We start from the raw sequence: 19,732 nt of genomic DNA on the forward strand, positions 1-19,732 counted from the left end.
GCGCGGCGCACTACTCTTCCCCCATGACCACGCTTTCGCCGTACGACTCCATGTCCCCGGTCACGCAGGCCGCCTACCGCGCCAAGGCCGCCGCCGCGGACCTCGCCCCGCTGCCCCGCGCGGACAAGGACGACGCGCTGCTCGCCGTCGCGGACGCCCTGGAGGTCCGCACGAGCGAGATCGTCGAGGCCAACGCCAAGGACGTCGCCAAGGCCCGGGCGGCCGGCACCGGCGAGGCCATCGTGGACCGGCTCACCCTCACCCCGGAGCGGGTGCGCGCCATCGCCTCCGACGTGCGCGACGTGGTCGCGCTGCCCGACCCGGTCGGCGAGGTGGTCCGCGGCTCGACCCTGCCCAACGGCATCGACCTGCGCCAGGTCCGCGTCCCGCTCGGCGTCGTCGGCATCATCTACGAGGCCCGCCCGAACGTGACCGTCGACGCCGCCGCGCTCTGCCTGAAGTCCGGCAACGCGGTCCTGCTGCGCGGCTCCGCCTCCGCCTACGAGTCCAACGCCGCCCTGGTCAGGGTCCTGCGGGACGCCGTGGGCGGTGCCGGACTGCCCGCCGACGCCGTCCAGCTCGTGCCCGGCGAGAGCCGGGAGAGCGTGCGCGAGCTGATGCGCGCCCGGGGCCTGGTCGACGTCCTGATCCCGCGCGGCGGCGCCTCCCTGATCCAGACCGTCGTCTCGGAGTCCACCGTCCCGGTCATCGAGACCGGTACCGGCAACTGCCACGTCTACGTCGACGCGCACGCCGACCTCGACATGGCCATCGACATCCTGATCAACTCCAAGGCCCAGCGGGTCAGCGTCTGCAACGCCGCCGAGACCCTCCTGGTCCACCAAAACATCGCCCCCGAGTTCCTGCCGCGCGCCCTGGACGCCCTCGCCGAGGCCGGAGTGACCGTGCACGCCGACCCGCGCGTGCTGGCCTACGCGAAGGACTCCAAGGCGACCGTCGTCGAGGCCACGCCGGAGGACTGGGACACCGAGTACCTTTCCTACGACATCGCCGCCGCCGTGGTGGACTCGCTGGACAAGGCCGTCGAGCACATCCGGCTGTGGACCTCCGGCCACACCGAGGCGATCGTGACCACCTCCCAGCAGGCCGCCCGCCGCTTCACCCAGCTGGTCGACTCCACCACCGTTGCGGTGAACGCCTCGACCCGCTTCACCGACGGCGGCCAGTTCGGCTTCGGCGCGGAGATCGGCATCTCCACGCAGAAGCTGCACGCACGCGGCCCGATGGGGCTTCCCGAGCTGACGAGCACGAAGTACATCGTCACCGGCGACGGCCACATCCGGCGCTGACGGAGCCGCGAAGCGGGGGCGCATATGCAAGGGGCATGCGCTCCCGGTGCGCGCCCGTGCAGCGGCGGAGGTGTCTCAGCAGGCGGATGAATTTCCATACCGTCTGCCCAAATTGACCCCCCAGGTCTACTCTGGATGCGTGCCGGAGGACGTGGGGGGCACGCCGTTCCCTGACGGCTGGGAGCCCGACGACGACCACGACCGCGGGGTGTCGGACGAAGAGTTCGCCTCCGTGGTGTTCGACGAGGCCTTCGTGCGGGCGGCAGCCGTCCATGAGCCGACGGCCGTGGAGCGCCTGCTGGCCGCGGCCCAGGCGAGAGCGGAGGCCTCCGAGGCGGAGGCCCGCCGGGCCCACGCCCGCGGCGAGCGCTACGAGGACGGCTTCGGCCCCGACGACCGCACCGGTTTCGGCCATGATCCCGATCTCGACGACCCGGACGACGGCGACGTCCTCGAGGGCCGCTACGGCGCGACCGGACCGTACGGCAAGCCGGTCCGCTGGCACCGCCCCGTCGCCTGGATGCTCGCCATCGTGATGGGCATCGGCATGGTCGCGCTGGCCTTCGCGGCGGTCTACCGCGGTGCCTCCTCGGGCAACCGCGAGCAGGTGCCCCCGCCCGCGTCGACCGGTCTGGAACAGGGGAGCGCGGTGCCGCCCTCGGCCTCCGCCGACACCGCCCCGCCCGCGATCTCGGTCATCCCGCGCACCCCCTGAGCACCGACCCGGGCACGGCCTACGTGCGCGCGTGCTCAACATGGTCCGATCCTGGTGAGAACCTGTCAGAACTTGTCGTGCGGCCGGGCGTTTACCCGGGGGCCCGGAGACCTACCCTGAAGATATGGGAGGGCCTGGAGACCCACCTGAGGGGACACCCGAGGGCGCCGGCGCAGGTGGTGAGGACGAGTACCGATCCGTCGTGTTCGACGAATCGTTCGTCCGCGCTGCCCGCCTCCAGGAGTTCTCCGCGCAGGAGCGCATGGCCGACCACGCGCCCGCCGTGCGCCGCCGCCCCCCGCTGCGCCGTGGCCTGTCCCGGCAGGCGCTGATCCTGGTGCTCCTGATCGCGGTGGCCTTCGGCACCGCGATCTACATGGGCGTACGCCACCCCTACCAGACGCCGTCCGCCCGGCAGCCCGTCGAGCCCCTGCGGATGACGGTCATCCCGCTCTCCCCGCAGGGCAAGGTGCCCGGCGCGGCCGACCCCGAGTACCTGTACGCGCACAGCCCCGCGGCGCAGTTCCGGGTCGGCGCCGAGGGCATACCGCTGCCGGCCTCGCGGCGCACCGCGCACTTCTCCGACAGCCAGGTGGTGGCCGCCCTGACCACGGCCAAGGACTACATCGTGCGGTCCGCGCTGGACCCCGAGGTCGTGGCCGGCCAGGACGTCCGCGCCGTGCGGGTCATGCTCGACAGCGGCCAACTCGATCAGTTCGACCAGAGCTTCGAGCACCCGGTGGCCGACGGCCGGCACCAGCCCACCGGATGGCTGGTCCGCTTCGACCAGACCCGCGCCCGGCTCGCCGACGCCAGGATCCGGGTCCAGGGCACCCTGCGGGCCGCCGAGACCGACTCCGCCACCCTGGAGGTCACCGCGGACCACACCTTCGTCTACGCGCTGAAGCCGACCGGCTCCGGCGCCACGGCGCAGGCCTCCCTCTTCACCGTCCGGCGCGAGCTGCACTTCCGCTTCGACCGCGACGACCTCCGCCTGCGCCAGGCCCAGCTCGTCGTCTCCTACGTCCAGGCCGGCCCGCTGTCCTGCGCCGAGGACTCCACGAACCACCTGCACCCGCTGCTGGCCGGGCAGACGGCCCGGGCGGGCGGCCCGGCGGGGACGGACCCGTACGCCACGAGCGGTTTCACGGCGCTGTGCGGCTCGCTCGCGGCGGGCGCGCAGCCGGCGGTGTGAGCACCCCCTTGGCGGCGCACCCGCCGCGGCTCAGTCGCCGTCGCGCGGCGGGGTGTCCTCGGGGGGCGTGTCCCCGGCGGGCGGGTCCGCCGGCGGCCGGTCCCCGCGCGGCGCCGAGCCGGTGAAGCCGTCGAAGCCGCGCCGCACCCGGCCGCCCAGCCCGCCGGCCCCGCCGGCGATGTCGCTGACCAGCTTCATCAGCGGGTCCTTCGAGCCCTTGACGTTGCTCGCGTAGCTCGCCGCCGACTCGCGCCAGGAGTCCGAGACCGAGGTGTCCTTGTCCTCGTCGCGGCGCGGGTAGTGGCCGTCCATGATCCGCTGGTAGTCGCGGGACTCGGCCCACTTCTTCAGCTCGGCCGCGCGGATGGTGGTGAAGGGGTGGGTCCGCGGCAGCAGGTTCAGGATCTTCAGCACGGAGTCGCGCAGGTCGCCGCCCGCCTCGTACTCCTCGGCCTGCTTGAGGAAGGCGTCCACGTTCATCTCGTGCAGGTGGTTGCCGCCCGCGATCTTCATCAGGCCGCGCATCGAGGCCCGCAGGTCCTGCCCGGCCAGCAGGCCGGCCCGGTCCGCGGACAGCTCCGACTTGCGGAACCACTCGCGCAGCGCCGTCACGATCGCCATGATCGCGAGGTTGCCCAGCGGGATCCAGGCGACGCGGACCGCGAGGGTGGTCAGGAAGAGCAGGATGGTGCGGTACACGGCATGGCCGGAGAGGGCGTGGCCCACCTCGTGCCCGATGACGGCCCGCATCTCCTCCTCGTCGAGCAGCTCGACGAGGCCGGTGGTGACGACGATGATCGGCTCGTCCAGGCCGATGCACATCGCGTTCGGCTGCGGGTCCTGGTTGACGTACATCGGCGGGACCTTCTCCAGGTCCAGGATGTAACAGGCGTCCCGCAGCATGTCGTTGAGATGCGCGAACTGCTGGTCCGAGACGCGCACCGAGTCGGACAGGAACAGCAGCCGGAGGCTGCGCTCGGGCAGCAGCGCGCTGAGCGCCTTGAAGACCGTGTCGAAGCCGCTCAGCTTGCGCAGCGCGACCAGCGCGGAGCGGTCGGCGGGGTGCTCGTACGCGCGCGAGGAGATCCCCGGGAAGCGTCGGCGTTGCCTGCTCGGAACGTGCTCGTGCCCGTTGTGCTCGTGGCCGTCGTCGGACATGTGTGTCCCCCATGTGCGTGTGAGTGGCCCTTTGCGGACCCTTGTGCGGCCCTTTGCGCCCCCGAAGCAGGGCCCAGCCTAGGCGGAGTTACCGTGGACGGGCACTACACCGAAGGAGTCCCGCACCATGGAGCACACTGCCGCAGCCCTGTGGCTCGTCCAGGCCGCGAGCGCGTCCCCGCACCAAGGGCCGGGGGATCTGCTCCGGATCGTGCTGGTCGTGATGATGGTGGGCTGCGCGCTGACCGGGTGGTTCCTGCTGCGGGGCTACAAGCAGAAGGACGACTGAGCACCGCCCCGGGTTCCCCACGGCGGAGTCGGCGTGATCGCCGTGCCGGCGCCCGCTTACGATGGGCCGACATCTTCATCCCGCCCACACCGGATAGGTTCTGCCGATGACGAGCTTCCACGCTGCCGCCGCTCAGTTGGTCACTCTCGCCGCCGAGGGCGAGGAGCACGGCGGCAATCACGAGAGCCTCAGCCCGTACATCACCGGCGGCGGCGCCCTGCTCGTCCTGCTGCTCCTGCTGTGGATCACCACCCGCTTCAACCGCGACCGCTGAGTCCCGCCCGCGCCGCCGCCGGGGACCGGCCCGCCCGGTCCTCTCAGGCGGGGCCGGTATGGTCTGCACGCATGGGAGAGCAGGACATGCCTACCGGCCCGTCGAACCCCGGCAAGCGCCGCCTCGGCGTCATGGGCGGAACGTTCGACCCGATCCACCACGGGCACCTCGTGGCGGCGAGCGAGGTCGCCGCGCAGTTCCACCTGGACGAGGTGGTCTTCGTGCCGACCGGCCAGCCGTGGCAGAAGACGCACCGCGACGTCTCCCCGGCCGAGGACCGCTATCTGATGACGGTGATCGCGACCGCCGAGAACCCGCAGTTCTCGGTGAGCCGCATCGACATCGACCGGGGCGGCGCGACGTACACCGTGGACACGCTCCGTGATCTGCGCGCGCTCAACCCCGACACGGACCTCTTCTTCATCACCGGCGCCGACGCCCTCGGCCAGATCCTCACCTGGCGGGACTCCGAGGAGCTGTTCTCCCTGGCGCACTTCATCGGCTGCACCCGGCCCGGACACCATCTGACCGACCGGGGTCTTCCCGAGGGCGGTGTCTCGCTCGTCGAGGTTCCCGCGCTGGCCATCTCCTCCACGGACTGCCGTGCGAGGGTCGCCAAGGGAGACCCCATCTGGTACATGGTGCCGGACGGGGTCGTGCGCTACATCGACAAGCGTGAGCTGTACCGCGGCGAGTGAGCCGAGAGGGGCACCGGTGAACGACCGATACGACGCGGGCTACGGCGACCACGACGAGCAGTACGTGCTCGTCGGCTACGACGAGTACGGCCGGCCCGTCTACCGGCCGGTCGCCCAGCAGCAGGCACCGCAGCAGCCCTACGACCCGTACGCGCAGCAGCAGGGCTACGGATACGACCCGTACGCGACCGGCTCGCAGCAGCAGGTCCCGCAGCAGTACGACCCCTACGGCACCGGACAGCAGCCGGTCACGCCACCCTCGCCCTCCTACGACCCCTACGGCACCGGTGCGCCCCAGGGCGGCGCGCCCGGGGCGCCGTACGACCCCTACGGGCGGGCCGCGGCCGGCGCGCAGCAGCCCCGGGTCGCCGAGCAGACCGCCTACATCCCGCAGCAGGCGGGCCCGGGGGAGCAGGCACCGGAGGCGGCCCCCGCCGAACGGGACTACCGCACCGACCAGTTCGACTTCGTCGAGGAGCCCGACGGGGACTCCGAGGACGTCATCGACTGGCTCAACTTCACCGAGAACCGCACCGAGCGCCGCGAGGAGGCCAGGCGCCGCGCCCGCAGCCGCCTGATCGCCCTCGTCGTCACGCTGGCCCTGGTCGCGGTCGGCGGCGTCGGCTACCTCTGGTACGCCGGGAAGCTGCCGGGCCTGTCCTCGTCCGGCTCCCGGAAGGGCGGCACCGCCACGGCCGGGGGCGCCCAGAAACGCGACGTGATCGTCGTCCACCTGCACAACACCAAGGGCGGCGGCACCTCCACGGCGCTGCTCGTCGACAACACCACCACCAAGCAGGGCACCACCGTGCTGCTGCCCAACTCCCTCTCCCTGACGGACGACGACGGCACCACGACCACCCTCGCCAAGTCGGTCGACGGGGACGGCTCCTCCGGCACCCGCGACGCCCTCGACACGGTCCTCGGCACCGACATCGAGGGCACCTGGCGGCTGGACACCCCCTATCTGCAGAACCTGGTCGACCTGATCGGCAACATCGAGGTCGACACCGACGCGGACGTACCGGACCCGGCCGCCAAGAAGAAGGGCGCCGAACCTCTCGTCCACAAGGGCAAGGACCAGACCCTCAGCGGCAAGACGGCCGTCGCCTACGCCACCTACCGCGCCTCCGGCGAGGCCCAGAACGCCCAGCTGGTGCGGTTCGGCCAGGTCATGGCGGGCGTGCTGCGCAAGATGTCCTCCGACCCGCAGGCCGCGACCACGACCGTGCAGACGCTCGCCCAGATCCTGGACCCGTCGCTCACCGACAAGGACCTCGGCGCCTTCCTCGCCAGGCTCGCCGACCTCGCCAAGGGCGGCGACTACAAGACCGCCCTGCTGCCCGTCCGGAGCGACGGCACCATGAGCGCGCAGGACGGCGCCAGCGTGGTCAAGGACGTCCTCGGCGGCACGGCCAAGAGCCCCGACCAGGGCTCGGCCGTCCGGGTCTCGGTGCAGAACGCCACGGGCACGAAGGACAACACCGAGAAGGCCCGTGTGGTCCTCCTCAACGGCGGCTTCACCTTCCTGGGGGGCAGCACCGCGGGCACCACGTCGGCCACGTCGAAGGTCGTCTACACCGACGCGGGGGACAAGGCGAACGCCACCGAGGTCGCCAAGACCCTGGGCCTGCCGGCCGGCTCCGTGACCAAGGGGAAGACCACCTCGAACGCCGACGTCTCGGTCATCCTCGGCCAGGACTACAAGCCGTCCTCCTCCTGACCGTCCCGGGCGGGCGCCCCACGTGATCCCTTCATCACGTGGGGTGCGCCCGGCGGTCCGTGAGACCCTTGGTGTCAACAGACCGCCGACCGAAAGCCGCGTAGTGACCGCCACTGACCGTTCCCTCGAGCTGATCAACACCGCCGCGCAGGCGGCCGCCGACAAGCTCGCGCACGACATCATCGCCTACGACGTCAGCGACGTGCTGTCGATCACGGACGCCTTCCTGCTGGCCTCCGCGCCCAACGACCGCCAGGTCAAGTCGATCGTCGACGAGATCGAGGAGCGGCTGCAGAAGGAGCTCGGCGCCAAGCCGGTGCGCCGCGAGGGCGACCGCGAGGCCCGCTGGGTCCTGCTCGACTACGTCGACATCGTCGTCCACGTCCAGCACAGCGAGGAGCGCGTCTTCTACGCCCTGGAGCGGCTGTGGAAGGACTGCCCCGAGCTCGAGCTGCCCGCCGACGCCAAGGCCACCCGCGGCAAGGCCGAGGAGCACGCCCGGGACCAGGCCGCCGAGGAGGCGGCCGACCTCGGCGGTGAGTGGTGATGAGCGCCACCGGTGAGGTGTCGGCCGGCAGGCCCGGCCGGGGACGCCGCGTCATCCTGTGGCGCCACGGCCAGACCTCCTGGAACGTGGAGCGCCGCTTCCAGGGCACCACGGACGTGGCCCTCACCGAGACCGGTGTCGCCCAGGCCCGGCGCGCCGCCCGGCTGCTGGCCTCGCTGGGTCCCGACGCGATCGTCGCCTCCGACCTCCGGCGGGCCGCGAACACCGCGGCCGAGCTCGCCGAGCTCACCGGCCTGGAGGTCGCCCACGACGAGGCGCTGCGCGAGACCTACGCGGGCGTCTGGCAGGGCCTGACGCACGAGGAGATCATCGCGCGGCACGGCGAGGAGTACACCGCGTGGAAGCGCGGCGAGCCGGTCCGCCGCGGCGGGGGCGAGCTGGAGACCGAGGTGGCCGACCGCGCCGCCCCGGTCGTGCTGCGGCATGCCGAGAAGCTCCCCGACGACGGCACGCTCGTCGTGGTCAGCCACGGCGGGACGATCCGCACCACCATCGGGCGCCTGCTGGGCCTGGAGCCCCGCCACTGGGAGAGCCTCGGCGGCCTCTCCAACTGCTGCTGGTCCGTCCTCGGCGAGGGCGCCCGCGGCTGGCGCCTGCTGGAGCACAACGCCGGCACGCTGCCCGAACCGGTGCTCGGCGACGACGACTAGCGGATTTCACTTTCCGGCAGGTCGCAGGCTAGAGTTCTTCTTGTTCGCCCCGCCGAGCGGGAAGAACCTGATGGGGCTATAGCTCAGTTGGTAGAGCGCCTGCATGGCATGCAGGAGGTCAGGAGTTCAATTCTCCTTAGCTCCACAACAAGATCCCGTCTCCGTCAGGAGACGGGATTTTCTGTCTGTTCCTGTACGACTTGAGTCACTTGCGGTCCCGAAGGCGTATACCTCTGTGGAGGCGCTCTCGGCGTGCGTGTCCGTACTGGTACTCAGGCGTCGCTGACCGTATTGGCCTGGCCGTGGCAGAATCAAACGGCCGGTAGGGACCGCGGCCCGACGGGAGGGAGCTGTGATGCCTGCGAGCATCGTCGAGGAGGTCGGCCACCTCCTCGAAGCGGCATCTGCACGGGACACGGTCACCCGTCTGAGCTGCCCTTCCTGCGGTTCCGCACATGTCGCACAAGTCCTCGGCGACAACGGCGGGATCTCCTACGTGTGCACGGCCTGCGGCCACAGCTGGAGCTGATCGATGGGTGCACACAGGCGCAAGTGCGATTGGTGCGGCAGCGGTACGCCGATCGTCCGCGACATGGAGCCGGTCAACCCCGACTACCAGTACTGGTGCGAGGAGTGCGCGCGGGCGCTGATCATAAAGGGCGACCCGATCGAGACGTACCGCGAGCTGGAGGGCGAGCCGATCTACGGCCGTCTGCTCGAGGAGCACTGCACGCTCAAGCGGTTCTACTCGTTCGTCACCGCCTGACGTGCCGGCCCCGCCGGGCCCACGGAAACGATTTGGTGTTGCACCCGCTGGACCGTGTAATGTTGGCGTCGCCGCCGGGGAAACCTGGCGGACCACTGCACGGGGCTATAGCTCAGTTGGTAGAGCGCCTGCATGGCATGCAGGAGGTCAGGAGTTCAATTCTCCTTAGCTCCACGGCAGATCCCGCCGGATCGTGAAGATCCGGCGGGATTTTTGTGTGTACGGGGCGATCGGCCGTCACACGGCTCAGCGGCCGAGCGCGCGCCGTCCGCGGCCCTGGGAGAGCACCGGCAGGTTGCGGGACGGAGCCCGGTCGCGCGGCGCCTCCTCCTCGATGCGCAGGGCGAGTGCCGGGCAGCGGCGCACCGCGCGCAGCGCCTTGGCCTCCGCGTAGCGCGGCACCTGGGCCTGGGCGACGGTCGGGAAGCCGTCGGCGCCGAGTTCGAAGACCTCCGGGAGGATGTCCGCGCACAGGCCGTGGCCGCGGCACAGGGTCCAGTCGACGTAGATCTTCTGACGGCTGGCGCCCGTCTCCGCGGGCTGCGCGCCGCCCGTGATGCCCGCGGGCATCTGGCCGCCCTCGAAGAGCGGCAGAACGCCCTCCACGGGCCGTCCGCAGCCGTTTCCGAGGACATGCGCCGCGAGGTCGTCGGTGAAGGCCTTGATGGTCGACTCCAGGAACATCGCGGAGCCGTCCGGGTGCGAGCACGCGCCGCGCCGCTTCACGTTCTTGGCGACCTGCTTGAGGGCCTCCAGGGCGGCCGGGCCGCCGCCGCCCAGGATGTCCTCCATGCCGCGTGCGGCGGCCGGCAGACCGAGGTAGCAGGGGCCGCACTGGCCCGCGCTCTCGTCGGCCAGCCACTGCGCCACCCGCAGCGACTCGCCCAGCGGGCAGGTCTCCTGACTGATCGGCAGGATCGCGCCCGCGCCGAGCGAACCGCCCACCGCGTCCAGGGAGTTGCGGGAGACGACCGCCTCGTCGACGGTCGCGGCGTCGATCCACTTGCCGTGGTAGCCGCCGGTCAGCACGCCCTGCGGGACGGGCGGGGCACCGGCCAGCTGGAGGACGTAGCGCAGCGGGACGCCGGTGGGGACCTCGAGCACCATGGGGCGGGCGACCGCGCCGGAGACCGTCAGCATGACGGTGCCCGGCTCGTCGTAGAGGCCCGTGTTGCCGTAGCGCTCCGGGCCGATGCGGGCGGCGATGGCGAGCTGGGCGAAGGTCTCGGCGTTCGACAGCAGGGTGGGCGCGCCGCCGACGCCGCTCTGCGAGGCGCTGATCTTGCGGCCGGGCGGGATGGCCGGGCCGCCGTCGATCGAGCGGATCAGGGAGGCGGCGGCGCCGGTGACCATGCGGACCGGGTTGCGCTGGACCCAGGCCTTGAGCGCAGAGCGGCGTCCGTTGCTGAGGCCCCGTTCGGCGAGGGCGGCCTCCATGGAGCGCTGCGTCGACTCACGGGTGACCCCCACCACGAGCGTGCGGGCACCCAGCGCCTCCGCGACCAGCAGTGCCCCGTCCAGGATCAGATGGGGGGCGCGGTTGATCAGGACCGTGTCCTTGCGGCAGGCCGGCTCGTCCTCGCTGCCGTTGACCACGACGACCGGCCGCACCCCGCGCTTGATCGCCGCTTCGGCGACCGAGCGCAGCTTCTTGTGGAAGGGGAAGCCGGCGCCGCCGCGGCCCTTCAGGTTGATGTTCTCGGCGAGCTTCGCGAGCTGCTCGCCGCCCAGCGGCTCGAGCGGGCCGTGCACCTTGAGGTGCATGGACAGATCCAGCCGTTCGACAAGGTCGAAGCCAGACGTGAGTTGCGGAAGTCCGACCACGCGGACTTCTGGAACGTCGGGCAGGGCCTCGTTCACCTATAGCCTCCGGAAGGCGTGTTCCACGCTTCGCCCGAACCCGGTGCGTCCCAGGAGGCACCGGGCGTCGATTCGTCGGCGGGACCGCTGTTGTACGTGTCGTTCGAGTTGTACGCGCCGTACTGGGCATTCGTCTCACCGGTGTCGTACACATCACTGTTGCGATAGGCCGCGGCGCCCGAATTGTCGTAGGTGGGGATGTTGTATCCCGTGTCCTGGAGCGGGTCGTACGCCGACGGGGGAGCCTCGCCGACCGGCGGGGGCGAGGGGACGGGCCAGCTGCCCGCGGTGGTGCCGGCGGCGTCGGCGCGCGGCATCGCCTCCGTGGGCTGCATGTCCAGGGGGAGGTCCATGCGGGCGGTCCGGTCGGCGCCGTACTGCTGGCGCCCCTGCTGCTGCGGGGTGACGGCGCGGTAGGCGGCCGCGAAGCCGCCGGTGGACTCCGGGGACATGGCGCGGGAGGAGGCGGTGTCGTAGAAGCCGGCCGTGGCGGACGCCCCCGCGTCCGCCGCTGGCTGCCTCGGCGCCCGGGTGTTCTCGTAGCCCGGCAGCGCGGAGGCGGTCTCGGCCCCCCGCGCGCGTGGGCGTGAGGGGGCGGCGGCGTCGGCCACGCGCGCGCGGCTGGCCTCCAGCTCCTCGCGGGCCGCCCCGGGGTCGTTGCCCAGGAGCACGGCGAGGCGGTCGGCGACCTTCCGCTTGAACGGGCGCGGGGCCGCGCGCAGGGCGAGGGCCGCGGCGACCGCGACCACGCACAGCTCGTAGGAGACCATGAAGAACGTCTTCGCCGGGCGTCCCGCGAACAGGCCGTGGATCAGGGCCGCGCACCAGGCCGGGTAGGCCAGCATGTGCATCGCGCGCCAGCGCGCCGCGACCGGTGCCGGGGAGGCGAACTGGTTGCGCAGGGCGCCGGTGATGCCGACGAAGATCATGAGGTACGCGGCCAGCGAGCCCATGCCGACGAGGGTGGCGCTGCCGGGGTTCGCGGTGCCGGTGCCGGTGAACAGCCAGCCGAAGGGGATCACGGCCGCGATCCAGTCGGCGTGGTCCAGCGCGAGCTTGACTCCGATGTGCACCAGGAGGAAGGCGATCGAGGCGACGGCCGTCACCCGGTGGATGCCCTGGGCCACGATGCGCTGGCGGATGTTGAGGATGAGCCGGTCCTGGGCCACCAGGCCCCAGATCACCGAGCAGGTGAGGCAGACGAGCGACAGGACGCCCGCACCGAAGTTCAGGAACTGCTGCAGCCAGTCGCCGCCGAGGATGACCACGGCGGGTATGAGCAGCAGCACGACAGCCGACGCCACCCCGTAGGCCGACCGGCCGGGTTTGGGGAGCGTGCTGTTGCTACGACGAGGGTTCATGGGGGCAACTCCGAGCAGTATCGGGAAAGCGGTCCCGCTGCCGAACTCTAGGTGGCGCCATACCGATGGGTACGAGGTTTGAGTTATTGGGTTGTTATGCAAGGACAGTGCGGTTGTTGCGATGTCCAGGTGTCGGCTGTTACGCGAAGTAACTTTTGACTTCTGTTCAGTTGTTGTCCGGGTGTGACACCGGGGCCAGAGACCCATACGCAAGCGCGTCGCGTCGTGCTCAAGCGCTGCGGTACCCTAACCGCATGCGTGCCGTACGCCTTCTGCTTAGCGAGCCGCGCTGATCAGTCCCGACCGCCGGGCGACCCGGATGGTCGGAATCGGCGCGGCGTCCCCTCCTGTGCGAGGGGATTTTTCGTTTCCGGGAAGTCGCAGCAGTCGGCAGAGACGATCGATGGAGCTTTGAGGATCATGAGCGAGACGAACCCCGCTGCCGCCGCCGAGGCGGCAGCGCCGCACCGCTACACGGCCGCCATGGCGGCCGAGATCGAGGCACGCTGGCAGGACTTCTGGGACGCCGACGGCACGTACGCGGCGCCGAACCCCGAGGGCGACCTGGCGGGTGACCCCGCGGTCGTCGCCCGGCCCAAGAAGTTCATCATGGACATGTTCCCCTACCCCTCCGGTGCGGGCCTGCACGTGGGCCACCCGCTGGGCTACATCGCCACCGACGTCTTCGCCCGCTTCCAGCGCATGACCGGGCACAACGTCCTGCACACCCTGGGCTTCGACGCCTTCGGCCTGCCCGCCGAGCAGTACGCGGTGCAGACCGGCACGCACCCGCGCGTGTCCACCGAGGCCAACATCGAGGCCATGAAGCGGCAGCTGCGGGCGCTGGGCCTGGGCCACGACAAGCGCCGGTCGTTCGCCACGATCGACCCGGACTACTACAAGTGGACCCAGTGGATCTTCCTGCAGATCTTCAACTCCTGGTACGACGAGGAGGCGGACAAGGCCCGCCCCGTCACCGACCTGGTCGCCCAGTTCGAGACCGGTGAGCGCGCCGTCCCCGGCGGCCGTTCCTGGGACGCGCTGAGCGCCGGTGAGCGCGCCGACGTCCTGGGCGAGTACCGCCTGGCGTACGCCTCCGACGCCCCGGTCAACTGGTGCCCCGGCCTGGGCACCGTGCTGGCCAACGAGGAGGTCACCGCCGACGGCCGCAGCGAGCGGGGCAACTTCCCGGTCTTCAAGGCCAAGCTGCGCCAGTGGAACATGCGGATCACCGCCTACGCCGACCGGCTGCTGAACGACCTGGACGCGCTGGACTGGCCCGAGGCGATCAAGCTGCAGCAGCGCAACTGGATCGGCCGGTCCGAGGGCGCCCGGGTCGACTTCCCGATCGACGGCGAGCGCATCACGGTCTTCACCACGCGCCCGGACACGCTGTTCGGCGCGACCTACATGGTGCTGGCCCCCGAGCACCCGCTGGTCGAGAAGTTCACCCCGGCCGCCTGGCCGGAGGGCACCCACGAGGTGTGGACCGGCGGCCACGCGACGCCCGCCGAGGCCGTCGCCGCCTACCGCGCGCAGGCCGCCGCGAAGTCCGACGTCGAGCGCCAGGCCGAGGCCAAGGACAAGACGGGCGTCTTCATCGGCGCGTACGCAACCAACCCGGTCAACGGCGAGCAGGTCCCCGTCTTCATCGCCGACTACGTCCTGATGGGCTACGGCACGGGCGCGATCATGGCCGTCCCGGCGGGCGACCAGCGTGACTTCGAGTTCGCGCGCGCCTTCGAGCTGCCGATCCACTGCATCGTCGAGCCGACCGACGGCCGCGGCACCGACACCTCCACGTGGGAGGACGCCTTCGCGTCCTACGACGCGAGGATCATCAACTCCTCCAACGACGACATCTCGCTGGACGGGCTGGGCGTCGCGGAGGCCAAGGCGCGCGTCACCGAGTGGATGGCGCGCAAGGGCATCGGCGAGGGCACGGTCAACTTCCGCCTGCGCGACTGGCTGTTCAGCCGCCAGCGCTACTGGGGCGAGCCGTTCCCGATCGTCTACGACGAGGAGGGCATCGCCCACCCGCTGCCCGAGTCGATGCTGCCGCTGGAACTGCCGGAGGTCGACGACTACTCGCCGCGCACCTTCGACCCGGACGACGCCGACACCGAGCCCGAGACGCCGCTGTCGCGCAACGGCGAGTGGGTCCACGTCACCCTGGACCTGGGCGACGGGCCGAAGAAGTACCGCCGCGAGACCAACACCATGCCCAACTGGGCCGGTTCCTGCTGGTACGAGCTGCGCTACCTGGACCCGCACAACGACCGCGAGCTGGTCGACCCGGAGATCGAGCGGTACTGGATGGGCCCGCGCGAGGGCATGCCGCACGGCGGCGTCGACCTGTACGTCGGCGGCGCCGAGCACGCCGTGCTGCACCTGCTGTACGCGCGCTTCTGGTCCAAGGTGCTGTTCGACCTGGGGCACGTCTCCTCCGCGGAGCCGTTCCACAAGCTGTTCAACCAGGGCATGATCCAGGCCTACGTCTACCGCGACGGCCGCGGCATCGCGGTGCCGGCCGCCGAGGTGGAGGAACGCGACGGCGCGTACTACCACCAGGGCGAGAAGGTCTCCCGGCTGCTGGGCAAGATGGGCAAGTCCCTGAAGAACGCGGTCACCCCGGACGAGATCTGCGCCGAGTACGGCGCCGACACACTGCGCCTGTACGAGATGGCGATGGGCCCGCTGGACGTGTCACGGCCGTGGGACACGCGCGCGGTGGTGGGCCAGTTCCGGCTGCTGCAGCGGCTGTGGCGCAACGTCGTGGACGAGGACAGCGGCGCGGTCACCGTCTCGGACGCCGCGCCCGACGAGGAGACGCTGCGCGCCCTGCACAAGGCGATCGACGGCGTGCGCCAGGACCTGGAGGGCCTGCGCTTCAACACCGCCATCGCCAAGGTCACCGAGCTGAACAACCACCTGACCAAGGCGGGCGGCCCGGTGCCGCGCGCGGTCGCCGAGCCGCTGGTGCTGCTGGTCGCGCCGCTGGCCCCGCACATCGCCGAGGAGCTGTGGCGCAAGCTGGGCCACACCGACTCGGTCGTGCACCGGGACTTCCCCGTCGCCGACCCGCGCTACGTCGTCGACGAGACCGTGACCTGCGTGGTGCAGATCAAGGGCAAGGTCAAGGCCCGCCTGGAGGTCTCGCCGTCCGTCTCCGACGAGGAGCTGGAGAAGGCCGCGCTGGCGGACGAGAAGGTCGTCGCGGCGCTGGACGGCGCGGGCATCCGCAAGGTGATCGTGCGGGCGCCGAAGCTGGTGAACATCGTTCCGGCGTAGCTGCCGGCGGTGGTGACGGGTCCGGCGCGGGTGCCGGGACCGGCGCGGCTGCCGGTGGCAGTGGTCCGGGGCGGGCGCGCCTCGGGGTAGTCCCCTACGGGCAGGTTCGGGGTTCTTCTGGAACTCCGCACCTGCCCGTCTCGTTTACCGTGGAGGTGCGGCGCGGGGCGTGCCGCGCGGCCCGGAGGAGGAGCGACGTGGAAGCAGTGATCGCAGTGTTCGCCCTGCTCTTCGTGCTCTTCCTGGCCGTCGGCGTCTACGCCACGGTGAAGGTGGTCGGCGCCGCCAAGCGCGGCGTGGACCGCACGATCTCGCAGGCCCGCCGCACGGTCGAGGACCACACCCTGCGGGCCAAGTCCTTCGCCCAGCCGGGAGCCGTCGGCGAGCTGGCCCAACTGCGCCTGAAGCTGCGCACGTCGATGCGCGCGACCCAGGACGCGCTGTACGCGGGCGTGTCCGAGGACGAGTCCCTGAAGGAGTCCCTGGGCCTCTTCGAGCGCCTCAGCGCGCACGGACACGAACTGGACGGCGAGCTCAAGCGCCTGGAGGCGGAGCCGGACCGCAGGACCCTCGCCGAGCGGCTGCCCGGCCTGCGCGAGCGCACCGAGCGCATCACGCACTCCGCGGACTCACTGCGCTGGGCCGCCCGCGACCGGGCGCACCGCTTCGCCGACGACGATCTGGACGCCCTGAGCGCACAGATAGACGTGGAGGCCGGCGCCCTGCGGCACTGGACCCGCGAGGAGCCCTCCGCCGCCGAGCCGCCGGCGTGGCCGGACGCCCCGGCCGCCGGCCGCGCGACGACGCGGCAGACCTGGCCGGAGACGTCCCGGCCGTCCACGGCCGAGGAGCCCGCGCGGGCCGCCATCACCCCGCCGGCCCGCCGCCCCGTCTACCCGTGGCAGAAGAAACCCCGCCCCGAGAGCACCACTTGATCCGGTCAAGGGCGTACCAGGTGCGAGGGGCCGGGCTGCCGCCCGGGCACTACGGCAGGTAACCTCCAGCTCATGTCCCGCCATGTCGCGATCGTCACCGATTCAACGGCCTACCTGCCGCCGCGGACGATGGAGCGCCACGGCATCACAGCGGTGCCCCTGACGGTGGTCCTCGGCGACCGGGCGCTGGAGGAGGGCACCGAGATCTCGACGCGCTCCCTGGCTCAGGCACTTCAGAAGCGGCGGCCCGTGACCACCTCGCGGCCCAGTCCCGAGCTCTTCGCCGAGACCTATCGCAAGGTCGCCGAGTCCGGCGCGAGCGGCATCGTCTCCCTCCATCTCTCGGCCGAGCTGTCGGGCACCCACGACGCGGCGGTGCTGGCGGCGCGCCAGGCGCCGGTGCCGGTGCGGGTCGTGGACACCGGGACGGTCGCGATGGCCCTCGGCTTCTGCGCCCTCGCCGCGGCCGAGGCGGCGGAGTCGGGCGGGACGGTGGACGAGGCCGTCACGGCCGCCGAGAAGCGGGCGTCGGGCACCTCCGCCTACTTCTACGTCGACACCCTGGACTATCTGCGCCGCGGCGGCCGGATCGGTGCCGCGCAGGCGCTGCTGGGCTCCGCGCTCGCCGTGAAGCCGCTGCTCCAGCTGGACGCCGGCCGGATCGAGCTGCTGGAGAAGGTCCGCACGGCCTCGCGGGCCATCGCCCGCCTGGAGGAGATCGCGGCCGACCGCGCCGGCAGCGCTCCGGTCGACATCGCCGTCCACCATCTCGCCGCCCCCGAGCGGGCGTCGGCCCTCGCCGACCGGTTGCGGACGCGGGTGCCGGGCGTGGCGGATCTGCATGTCAGTGAGGTCGGGGCGGTGATCGGGGCGCACACCGGACCGGGGCTGCTCGGGGTCGTGGTCTCGCCCCGGTGACGCGCTCCGCCACGGGACGCGTCGCCCGTGCGGGTGACGGGGTTTTCCACAACCGGGCGGTAATCCCCGGGAATTGAGCAAGATCATCGCGGGATCGGGGATGTGCCCGATGCTCGCCGCATGGCACTTCGATCACGTACACGCACAGCGACCGTCTCCAGCGGCCCCGGGCGGGGCCCCGCCTCCGACGGCCGGGTCCGCCGGCGTCGCTCGCCCGTGCGGAGCCGGCGGCGGCAGGCGCCGGCGGACGAACTCCGTCGCCGTGCGCAGCTGCTGTTCCCCGCACACACCGGTGAGCGGCGGGAGCCGGGCACGGGGCCGCCGCTACCGCCGGCCAGGCGGGACGAGCGTGAGGCACCCCCACCCGGTGAGAGCCCCCGGAGCCCCCGGAGTCCCTCGGCCCCGGCGGACCGGCGCGGGCGGGCCCTGCTCGCGATGCGGGAGCGGATGCCGCTGTGGGTGCAGACGCGGTGCGGACTGGAGCGGCGCAGTGTGCTCGCGCTGTCCGCGGTGCTCGTGGTGGCGGCGGTCCTCGCCGTCCAGCACTTCTGGACCGGGCGGACGCAGACGGTGCGGGCGCCCGAAGTGGTGCGGGCCGCGGCTCCGTTCGACGAGCGCAAGGGCCGCGGGGATGCCGGGCCGAGCGGCGCGCCCGGCGCTGCGGCGTCGGCCGCGGCCGAGATCGTCGTGGACGTCAGCGGCAAGGTGCGCGAGCCCGGCATCCGCCGTCTGCCCGCCGGTTCACGTGTCGCGGACGCGCTGAGCGCGGCCGGCGGGGTGCGTCCCGGGACGAACACGGACGGGCTGAATCGGGCCCGCCTCCTGACGGACGGGGAGCAGGTGATCGTCGGAGGCCCCGCGGCTCCGGCGCCCGTCGCGGCCGGCGGCGCCTCGAGCGGCGGAGCCGCGGGCGGTGCGGCGGCGGGCGCCGCTCCCGGGGCCCCGGTCGCGCTCAGCACCGCCACCGTGGACCAGCTCGACACCCTGCCGGGCGTCGGACCGGTGCTCGCCCGGCGCATCGTCGACTACCGCACACAGCACGGCGGATTCCGCTCGGTGGGCGAGCTGCGCGAGGTCAACGGCATCGGCGCTCCGATAGTGGAACGCCAACCTAGCAAAGGTCAACAAAGCGGCCCCCGGGCGGTGTTGGAGCACCGACCGAGGGCCTGACCGACTTACCTGATCAGAGCAGGAGCCGGATTCATGGATCATCCCATGCCGCCCGCCGTGCCGGGCAAGCCCACCGACGCCACACGCGAGCTGCTCGCGGCTGTCCTCGAAGCTCTCGACATCCCCGCCCCCGCCACCATCGGCGACCAGGAGGCGCACGACCGGATCCTGAACGACCGCGTCTGCCACGCGAAGATCGCACTGCGCAGCGTCCTCGAAGACCAGGCGCCGCTCGGTGTCGCGTGGACCACCCAGTACCTGCGGGAGCGGCTCGCCGAGCACCCGGCCACCGGATACCGCGCCTGGGGTGAGGGCCGGTGAACCGTTCCCGTATCCCGCGCCCGACCGAGACGCAGGCGCTCGCCCGGGCCGCGCGCTGCCCGCGCCCGCCGGCGCCGGTACCCGCTCTGTTCGCCGCACTCCTGACCGCACAGACCGCGCACGACCGTGAGGGCGTCTGCCTGCTCACGCACGCCATCGTGCGCCGCGGCGGTGGCAGCCGATGAGCATGAGCGTCGGCATCCGCCGCATCCTCGTACGCCACCTCGCCGACCGCGACATGCCCCCAGCCAAGATCGCCTCTGAGCTGGGGATCTCCCGGGAGACCGTGCGCAGGGACCTCCACAGCAGCCGCCACACCCGGGCGCTCGTCCTGGACCTGGACGAGGCGCTGAGCGGGGCGCTGGCTGTGCTGCGCTCGGTGCACGGCGTACCGGACACCCTGGGGCAGAACGTGGCCGCAGCGCGCGCCGCAATCCGCGCCACAGCGGACGCGGTGACGGACGCGCGGACGCCCGTCAGACGCCCCGTCACACCGCCCGCCGTGGCCCGTCATGACGGGGCCTGACGCC

The 19,732-nt window shown here is 72.0% G+C and carries 21 protein-coding genes and 2 tRNA genes; 20 read left to right on the top strand and 3 right to left on the bottom strand.

Annotation, left to right across the window (positions count from 1 at the left end; genetic code table 11):
- The first annotated feature begins 23 nt into the window (after positions 1-23).
- The 3 genes from ACIRPX_RS04995 to ACIRPX_RS05005 all read left to right on the top strand — a co-directional run bounded on the left by ACIRPX_RS04995 (position 24) and on the right by ACIRPX_RS05005 (position 3,220).
- Positions 24-1,310: a glutamate-5-semialdehyde dehydrogenase gene (locus ACIRPX_RS04995; RefSeq protein ID WP_404188362.1), complete on the top strand. Its 1,287-nt coding sequence runs from the start codon at positions 24-26 to the stop codon at positions 1,308-1,310.
- A 112-nt stretch (positions 1,311-1,422) separates the two neighbouring features.
- Complete coding sequence (locus tag ACIRPX_RS05000; protein WP_404188365.1) at positions 1,423-2,025, top strand: hypothetical protein; 603 nt, start codon at positions 1,423-1,425, stop codon at positions 2,023-2,025.
- A 124-nt stretch (positions 2,026-2,149) separates the two neighbouring features.
- Positions 2,150-3,220, top strand: coding sequence for a hypothetical protein (locus ACIRPX_RS05005; RefSeq protein WP_404188368.1), 1,071 nt, complete (start codon positions 2,150-2,152; stop codon positions 3,218-3,220).
- A gap of 30 nt (positions 3,221-3,250) precedes the next feature.
- On the opposite strand, the gene ACIRPX_RS05010 is transcribed toward ACIRPX_RS05005, so the two are convergent.
- The gene (locus ACIRPX_RS05010) at positions 3,251-4,378 is read right to left on the bottom strand and encodes a M48 family metallopeptidase (protein WP_404188371.1); all 1,128 of its coding nucleotides are present in this window, start codon (positions 4,376-4,378) and stop codon (positions 3,251-3,253) included.
- A 127-nt stretch (positions 4,379-4,505) separates the two neighbouring features.
- Between ACIRPX_RS05010 and ACIRPX_RS05015 the strand changes: the two genes are divergently transcribed.
- The 10 genes from ACIRPX_RS05015 to ACIRPX_RS05060 all read left to right on the top strand — a co-directional run bounded on the left by ACIRPX_RS05015 (position 4,506) and on the right by ACIRPX_RS05060 (position 9,520).
- Complete coding sequence (locus tag ACIRPX_RS05015; protein WP_404188374.1) at positions 4,506-4,667, top strand: hypothetical protein; 162 nt, start codon at positions 4,506-4,508, stop codon at positions 4,665-4,667.
- Between the two features lie 106 nt (positions 4,668-4,773).
- Positions 4,774-4,941, top strand: coding sequence for a hypothetical protein (locus tag ACIRPX_RS05020; RefSeq protein WP_404188376.1), 168 nt, complete (start codon positions 4,774-4,776; stop codon positions 4,939-4,941).
- A 71-nt stretch (positions 4,942-5,012) separates the two neighbouring features.
- The gene (gene nadD, locus ACIRPX_RS05025; protein ID WP_404188379.1) at positions 5,013-5,639 is read left to right on the top strand and encodes a nicotinate-nucleotide adenylyltransferase; all 627 of its coding nucleotides are present in this window, start codon (positions 5,013-5,015) and stop codon (positions 5,637-5,639) included.
- A 16-nt stretch (positions 5,640-5,655) separates the two neighbouring features.
- A complete protein-coding gene (locus tag ACIRPX_RS05030) occupies positions 5,656-7,362 on the top strand; it encodes a LytR C-terminal domain-containing protein (RefSeq protein WP_404188381.1) in 1,707 nt (568 codons plus the stop codon).
- 103 nt (positions 7,363-7,465) lie between these two features.
- Complete coding sequence (rsfS, locus tag ACIRPX_RS05035) at positions 7,466-7,909, top strand: ribosome silencing factor (protein ID WP_404188384.1); 444 nt, start codon at positions 7,466-7,468, stop codon at positions 7,907-7,909.
- Positions 7,909-8,580 (top strand): histidine phosphatase family protein, encoded by a 672-nt coding sequence (locus tag ACIRPX_RS05040; RefSeq protein ID WP_404188386.1) that lies wholly within the window; start codon positions 7,909-7,911, stop codon positions 8,578-8,580. Before rsfS ends, ACIRPX_RS05040 begins: the two co-directional genes overlap by 1 nt.
- 72 nt (positions 8,581-8,652) lie before the next feature.
- A tRNA-Ala gene (locus ACIRPX_RS05045) sits at positions 8,653-8,725 on the top strand.
- Between the two features lie 210 nt (positions 8,726-8,935).
- The gene (locus ACIRPX_RS05050; RefSeq protein WP_404188389.1) at positions 8,936-9,109 is read left to right on the top strand and encodes a hypothetical protein; all 174 of its coding nucleotides are present in this window, start codon (positions 8,936-8,938) and stop codon (positions 9,107-9,109) included.
- 3 nt (positions 9,110-9,112) lie between these two features.
- Complete coding sequence (locus tag ACIRPX_RS05055) at positions 9,113-9,346, top strand: hypothetical protein (protein ID WP_003976229.1); 234 nt, start codon at positions 9,113-9,115, stop codon at positions 9,344-9,346.
- A gap of 101 nt (positions 9,347-9,447) precedes the next feature.
- Positions 9,448-9,520 (top strand) — tRNA-Ala (locus tag ACIRPX_RS05060).
- Positions 9,521-9,592: 72 nt separating this feature from the next.
- Here ACIRPX_RS05060 and ACIRPX_RS05065 read toward each other — a convergent pair.
- Both ACIRPX_RS05065 and ACIRPX_RS05070 read right to left on the bottom strand, forming a co-directional pair.
- A complete protein-coding gene (locus ACIRPX_RS05065; protein WP_404188391.1) occupies positions 9,593-11,206 on the bottom strand; it encodes an NADH-ubiquinone oxidoreductase-F iron-sulfur binding region domain-containing protein in 1,614 nt (537 codons plus the stop codon).
- Complete coding sequence (locus tag ACIRPX_RS05070) at positions 11,203-12,567, bottom strand: cytochrome b/b6 domain-containing protein (protein ID WP_404188393.1); 1,365 nt, start codon at positions 12,565-12,567, stop codon at positions 11,203-11,205. Before ACIRPX_RS05070 ends, ACIRPX_RS05065 begins: the two co-directional genes overlap by 4 nt.
- 420 nt (positions 12,568-12,987) lie before the next feature.
- Here ACIRPX_RS05070 and leuS point away from each other — a divergent pair, with 420 nt between their 5' ends.
- From leuS to ACIRPX_RS05105, 7 genes are all read left to right on the top strand, one after another.
- On the top strand, positions 12,988-15,858 hold the full coding sequence (gene leuS, locus ACIRPX_RS05075) for a leucine--tRNA ligase (protein ID WP_404188395.1): 2,871 nt from the start codon (positions 12,988-12,990) through the stop codon (positions 15,856-15,858).
- 197 nt (positions 15,859-16,055) lie between these two features.
- Positions 16,056-16,793: a hypothetical protein gene (locus tag ACIRPX_RS05080; protein WP_404188397.1), complete on the top strand. Its 738-nt coding sequence runs from the start codon at positions 16,056-16,058 to the stop codon at positions 16,791-16,793.
- A 72-nt stretch (positions 16,794-16,865) separates the two neighbouring features.
- Complete coding sequence (locus ACIRPX_RS05085) at positions 16,866-17,711, top strand: DegV family protein (RefSeq protein WP_404188400.1); 846 nt, start codon at positions 16,866-16,868, stop codon at positions 17,709-17,711.
- Positions 17,712-17,831: 120 nt separating this feature from the next.
- Positions 17,832-18,881 carry a helix-hairpin-helix domain-containing protein gene (locus ACIRPX_RS05090; RefSeq protein WP_404188402.1) on the top strand — a complete coding sequence of 350 codons (1,050 nt, stop codon included), beginning with the start codon at positions 17,832-17,834 and terminating at the stop codon, positions 18,879-18,881.
- A gap of 33 nt (positions 18,882-18,914) precedes the next feature.
- Entirely contained in the window at positions 18,915-19,202 is a 288-nt protein-coding gene (locus ACIRPX_RS05095; RefSeq protein WP_404188404.1) for a hypothetical protein, read from the top strand.
- Complete coding sequence (locus tag ACIRPX_RS05100) at positions 19,199-19,387, top strand: hypothetical protein (RefSeq protein ID WP_404188405.1); 189 nt, start codon at positions 19,199-19,201, stop codon at positions 19,385-19,387. Before ACIRPX_RS05095 ends, ACIRPX_RS05100 begins: the two co-directional genes overlap by 4 nt.
- The gene (locus tag ACIRPX_RS05105; protein WP_404188407.1) at positions 19,384-19,728 is read left to right on the top strand and encodes a hypothetical protein; all 345 of its coding nucleotides are present in this window, start codon (positions 19,384-19,386) and stop codon (positions 19,726-19,728) included. Before ACIRPX_RS05100 ends, ACIRPX_RS05105 begins: the two co-directional genes overlap by 4 nt.
- Positions 19,729-19,732: the final 4 nt, after the last annotated feature.

This window comes from Streptomyces sp. NPDC101225 (genome assembly GCF_044767585.1).
In the GTDB taxonomy this organism is placed as follows: domain Bacteria; phylum Actinomycetota; class Actinomycetes; order Streptomycetales; family Streptomycetaceae; genus Streptomyces.